Here is a 5,310-nt window from a genome sequence, read left to right as displayed (position 1 = left end):
ATGCAGGGCGCGGTCGCGCAGCAGATGGAAGCGTTCGAGAAGTTTCCACCGCGCCAGAAGCCGGCCGCGTTCAACCTGGACGAACTCATGCGGAAATTGCAGGAATCCTCCAGCGCCGCGCATTGAGGGACGCCCGGCCAAAGACCTTTCTGCGGGTAGTCTGATGCGGGCCGCGGGTACCTGGAACGCCCGGACGCGCAGACTATCCTCCTTCATCATGGACGTGCGTGAAAGTTTCATCCAGGCGGTGGGCCATACACCGCTCATCAGGTTGCGCAAGGCCTCCGAGCTGACCGGCTGCGCGATTCTCGGCAAGGCCGAGTTCATGAATCCCGGCGGATCGGTCAAGGATCGCGCAGCGCTCTATATCGTGCTTGATGCCGAAGCGCGCGGCGACCTGCAGCCGGGAGGCGTGATCGTCGAGGGCACGGCCGGCAATACCGGCATCGGCCTTGCGCTGGTGGGCAACGCCCGCGGGTACCGCACGGTGATCGTGATCCCACTGACACAGAGTCAGGAGAAGAAGGACGCGCTTCGCCTGTACGGAGCCGAGCTGCGCGAGGTGCCCGCGGTGCCCTACAGCGATCCGAACAACTACGTGCACGTGGCCGAACGCCTCGCGGCAGAGCTCGCGCACAGCGAGCCCCATGGCGTGCTCTATGCGAACCAGTGGGACAACCTGTCCAACCGGGATGGCCACTTCCGCTCGACCGGCCCTGAGATCTGGCAGCAGACGGACGGCCGGATCGACGGCTTCATCTGCTCGATCGGCACAGGCGGCACGCTGGCCGGCGTCGGCCAGTACCTGAAGGAACGCAAGCCGGGTGTCGTGATCGCCGCCGCCGATCCGATGGGCGCCGCGATGTACAACTACATCAAGCACGGCGAATTGCGCAGCAGCGGCAGCTCGATCACCGAAGGCATCGGCCAGAGCCGCATCACGGGCAACCTGGAAGGCGCCCCGATGGACGACGCCTATCAGATCGAAGACCAGGAGGCGTTGCCGGTGCTGTTCGACCTGCTGCGAGAGGAAGGCCTGTGCCTGGGTGGTTCCAGCGGCATCAACGTGGCCGGCGCCATCCGCCTGGCGCGTAAGCTCGGGCCGGGCCACACGATCGTGACGATCCTGGCCGACGCCGGCACACGCTACCAGTCGAAGCTGTACAACCCGGCCTTCCTGCGCGAGAAGAATCTTCYGGTTCCGGCGTGGCTTGCGTGAACTGTTAGCCAAATCGCAGGCCTGATCGCCAGTGTTGCGATCGGGAACATTGATGGAGTGACCGATGTCCAACCCAAGTTGGCTATCGGGAGCCGACCATGGCGAGAAGCGTGTTGCGCGTATACGAGGGCTATCGATTCCTCTGCTCGGCAGAGCGTCTGGACCGTGCCTTGTACCGGCCGGTCCTCGTGCGTCGGCTTGCCTGGCCAAGCGAAGGGCGAGTGTCTTTGCTGAGCGACGCCGACACTTGTCGAACCGAGGCGGAAGCCATCCGGCACGCTGAAGCGCAGGCCATGAAGTGGGTTCACGCTCGTACGGCCCATGCGGCAGTGCTGATTTGAAGCGGGCGAGGGTCATCGGTTCAGGCCTCCTCGAGGACGCGACATGCGATGGCCCTTCCGCGGCTCGTCCCTACTTGCAACGTTGTCTGCGAAGGTCTACGGTAGGCCGAACGTCTGGAGGTACCGCCTATGCCACGCGCTCGCAAGAACTCCCAACTTTCAGAGGACCCGAAGCTGGCTGCAGAGGACCCCTCGGCCCTGATTCCGCCGAGGGAACATCGCAATAGAGACATCGACACCGTGATGGCGACCGGAGGATCCGCGTCGGAAGAACACGTCGGCGAGCAGACGAACTCGAAGGAAGGGATGAGGCATTCATCCCAAACGGGAAGAACCTGACGAGGGCATTCGACGAGTCTCATGGTCAGGAGGGGCGCGCCCTCGGCGTCGACAGGCGGGTGGGGCGGTCCTTGATGCGTCGGTCCTCTTCGTTGGAGGAAACACATGTCCGACACCAGCTTTGAACACCACGGCCACCAAGTCACGATCAACGTCTGGCCAACCGGCGCGCGCTGGAGTTGGTCGTACCAGATCGACGACCGGAAGACTGTTGACATTGCCGAGTCCGGTGCACGCTCGGAGGAAGAGGCGCTGATCGAGGCGAGGCACGAAGCCATCGCGGCGATCAAGGAGCTGGATGCCGGGCCGTAGGCTCGCGAAAGGAATGGAGAGCACCTTCATGCTGCGTGCTCCGATGGAAGGAGGTGGAAATGGCGCCCGAAGGCATGCACTACATACTGCTGGGCTATCTGAGGCAAAAGGGAGCCGTGCAGTTTGTGATCGACGCTTGGGAGAGCGCGTGGTATCAGGCACAGAGATTTCCTGATGAACCGCTGCCTTGCCCTGAGTGCTTCCTTGACGGCAGCCTTCAGCGCCTGGAACTGCTCCCCAGCGTAGGCCCCCTGGTCGTAGCGCGTTGCGTGGCCTGCCGCATCAAATTTGAGTTTTCCGGGCCCTGACGTCACGCGTGCGACGGCCTTGTGGCCGCCGCGCGCGACTAGAAATCGACCAAGCTCAGCTCAATGAGCACGCTGGAACTCAACACCACGTTCTCATAGGTGTTACGCCTCACGCTCAAGGAGGCGGGCTCACGGCAGTGGCTGATCCAGCTAGCCCTTCTTCACCACCACCGAAGTGGCGATCGCCTGCGTGATGGTCATCTTCATCTGGTCGCCGACCTTGACGCCRYTGAGCATGGCCGGGTCCTTCAGCTTCACTTCGGTGAAGTGACCGAACGGACCCCGRACCATCACGGTGCCCTTGGCCTGRTCGATCGCCCAGATGTTCGACACCAKCGTCGTCTGCTTCATCGCCGCCCCGCCGGGGAGCTGTCCGACCTGGGCGCGGTCGACGGCYGTCGTCGWCGTSGCCATGCGGATSCCGTTGCCCGTCTGGAAGTCSAGCGCCACCGACTGRATGTAGGTSGCATCGACCATGTCGCCGGCCTTGACCTGGGCCAGGTTCCGGACCCTCGGGTCGACCATCACCGCGAATTCATTCCCCTCCGGTCCCTTGAGGGTCACGATGCGGTTCTTCTGGTCGATCGCGGTCACCTGCGCGGAGATCGAGACCTCTTTCATCATGTCCCGGACATCCAGCACCTTGGGTGCGGCTGAAGGCGTGCCCGACTGCGCCATGGCCGGCGGGGTGAAAGCCAGGGCCGAAGCCAACGCGAGAAGGGGGTAGTAGGCTGCTTTCATTTCACGTTTTCCTTTCACTTTCAGGAAGATCAGGTAGGCGGAACGCGTTCGCCACGCGGGACATCGACAAGCCGGGCATCCCTCGCAGTAATCCCTTGCACTCCGACCGCCGATTCTCACCGCTGCTGGGCCGCGCGCCATCCCGACGGCCACGCATGAACACGTACGTGGAGGTAGGTGGCCGCCGGGGTTGAATTGCCCTGCGGAGGTTCCCGGAATGATTTCGTCAGACCCTCGCGCATGGCATGGGCCGGCATGAGATCTTCGTGGCAATGAGGCATCGATCAATCCCCACCGAGGAGCCCGGAATGTGCACGGCCGCAGGACAAGGTCAAGAAGGTCGGGGGTGACGAAGTGAATTCGCCCCTGAACGACAACATCGGCTCGGGCAAGGCGGCGGAAGCCGGCCAGTCGCGCGCCAACGCCCGCGAAGCCGCCAACCCGGGCAAGGCGCCAGGCCAGTACCAGGCCCCGCCCAACACGCCCGGCATGCCGCCCGCCAAGTAGGGCCGGGGGTTTTCAGGTCCCGATCGTCTCGGTCCCGGCGCGGGTCGCATGCCCAGCGGCGGGCGCCCCGGCCGCCAGGCTGGCGTCTGCGCGCCCCACGAAGAACTTCAGCGCCAGCCGCTGCACGAGCGTGCCGTAGGGCGGGTAGAAGAGATCGATGGGGAACAGTCGCTGGCGCTTGAACACGGTCTTTGCGTGGGAGAGTTCGCGAAAGCCCTCCACGCCGTGGTAGGTGCCCATGCCCGAGTTGCCGATGCCGCCGAAGGGCGCGTCGTGGTTGACCACCTGCCAGCCCCAGTCGTTGATCGCGACGCCACCCGAATGCGTTCGGCGCAGCAGCGCGTCGCGCTCGGCTCGGTCATGGCTGAAGCAGTAGAGCGCCAGTGGACGGGGCCGGGCGTTGATGAAGGCGATGGCTTCGTCCATCGTGTCGTAGGGCACGACCGGCAGGATCGGGCCGAACAGTTCCTCCGACATCACGCGCATGTCGGGCGAGAGGCCGGTGATGATCTGAAGCGGCATCTGGCGGCCGTCCCCGGTGGGCATCGGCGCGCAGCTCACGACGGACGCCCCCTTGGCGCGGGCATCGGCCAGCAGGCCGCTCAGGCGCTGGTACTGCCGCTCGTTGACGATGGCCGTGTAGTCGGCGTTGCCCACCGTCGTGTGGTCGTAGAACTGATCGAAGGTGCGTCGCACGGCGGCCACGAAAGCGTCGACATGCTCGCGCGGCACCAGCGCATAGTCGGGCGAGACGCAGATCTGGCCGCAGTTGGTCGACTTCCCGTGCGTGATGCGCTTGGCGGCGTCGGCGACCGGGTAGTTGCGGGTGACGAGCGCCGGCGACTTGCCCCCCAGCTCGAGCGTGACCGGCGTGAGGTTGTCCGCGGCCGTGCGCATCACGACGCGGCCGATGGCCGGCGATCCGGTGAAGACGATATGGTTGAACGGCAGCGACGTGAAGGCATTGGGGTCGACCAGTTCCTCGCCGACCACGGCCACCAGGTCCTCGGGGAACACTTCGCCGAGCATCCGCTTGAGCACCGCGTTGGTGGCCGGCGTGACCTCGGGCATCTTCACCATCACCCGGTTGCCGGCGGCCAGCGCGGCCACCATCGGCCCCAGCGCCAGGTAGACCGGGAAGTTCCAGGGCACGATCACGCCGACCACGCCCTTGGGCTGATAGACGACCTTGAGGCCGTTGCTGAGGAACAGCAGTTCCGTCGAGCGGCGGCTCGGCTTCATCCAGCGGCGCACATGCGAGATCGCATGGTTGAGTTCGAGCATCGAACCCAGCAGGTCGAGCATCTTCGATTCCGCTTCGGCGCGATAGCCGAAATCGCGGCTCATGGCCTCCGCGAGAAGATCCTGGTAGCGCGAAACCTGCTTCTTGAGCGAGCGCAGGTGCGCACGCCGCTGGTCCGCCTCCGGGAAGGGCGCCGCGGCAAAGGCGGCCTGCTGTGCAGCGAAGAGGCGTGCGACGCGTTCGCACGCGGGGTCGACGGCCGCCGCGGGGCGCGACGCGTTCAGGGTATGGCTCATGCGG

The 5,310-nt window shown here is 65.1% G+C and carries 6 protein-coding genes; 4 read left to right on the top strand and 2 right to left on the bottom strand.

Translation table 11 applies throughout. The features are described from left to right. Positions 1-217 precede the first annotated feature (217 nt). The 3 genes from AC1D2K_RS29190 to AC1D2K_RS29180 all read left to right on the top strand — a co-directional run bounded on the left by AC1D2K_RS29190 (position 218) and on the right by AC1D2K_RS29180 (position 2,519). Complete coding sequence (locus tag AC1D2K_RS29190; RefSeq protein ID WP_478093230.1) at positions 218-1,219, top strand: cysteine synthase A; 1,002 nt, start codon at positions 218-220, stop codon at positions 1,217-1,219. A gap of 785 nt (positions 1,220-2,004) precedes the next feature. Beyond that, positions 2,005-2,211: a hypothetical protein gene (locus AC1D2K_RS29185; protein WP_478093228.1), complete on the top strand. Its 207-nt coding sequence runs from the start codon at positions 2,005-2,007 to the stop codon at positions 2,209-2,211. Between the two features lie 59 nt (positions 2,212-2,270). Further along, a complete protein-coding gene (locus AC1D2K_RS29180) occupies positions 2,271-2,519 on the top strand; it encodes a hypothetical protein (protein WP_478093226.1) in 249 nt (82 codons plus the stop codon). A gap of 150 nt (positions 2,520-2,669) precedes the next feature. Here the strand turns inward: AC1D2K_RS29180 and AC1D2K_RS29175 are convergent, their stop codons facing one another. Then, entirely contained in the window at positions 2,670-3,260 is a 591-nt protein-coding gene (locus tag AC1D2K_RS29175) for a hypothetical protein (RefSeq protein WP_478093224.1), read from the bottom strand. Between the two features lie 354 nt (positions 3,261-3,614). Here AC1D2K_RS29175 and AC1D2K_RS29170 point away from each other — a divergent pair, with 354 nt between their 5' ends. Next, a complete protein-coding gene (locus tag AC1D2K_RS29170; protein WP_478093222.1) occupies positions 3,615-3,767 on the top strand; it encodes a hypothetical protein in 153 nt (50 codons plus the stop codon). Between the two features lie 12 nt (positions 3,768-3,779). Here the strand turns inward: AC1D2K_RS29170 and AC1D2K_RS29165 are convergent, their stop codons facing one another. Further along, entirely contained in the window at positions 3,780-5,306 is a 1,527-nt protein-coding gene (locus tag AC1D2K_RS29165; RefSeq protein WP_478093232.1) for a coniferyl aldehyde dehydrogenase, read from the bottom strand. Positions 5,307-5,310 lie beyond the last annotated feature (4 nt).

The sequence above is a fragment of the Variovorax sp. P1_H12_2 genome, from assembly GCF_056405335.1.
The sequence above is the reverse complement of the archived record's forward strand: the minus strand, read 5'-3'. Positions and strand labels throughout refer to the sequence as shown.

Bases quoted from the DNA above. Each gene is read 5' to 3' on its own strand.
- AC1D2K_RS29185 (WP_478093228.1), top strand. From the start codon at position 2,005: ATGTCCGACACCAGCTTTGAACACCACGGCCACCAAGTCACGATCAAC.
- AC1D2K_RS29180 (WP_478093226.1), top strand. From the start codon at position 2,271: ATGGCGCCCGAAGGCATGCACTACATACTGCTGGGCTATCTGAGGCAA.
- AC1D2K_RS29165 (WP_478093232.1), bottom strand. From the start codon at position 5,306: ATGAGCCATACCCTGAACGCGTCGCGCCCCGCGGCGGCCGTCGACCCC.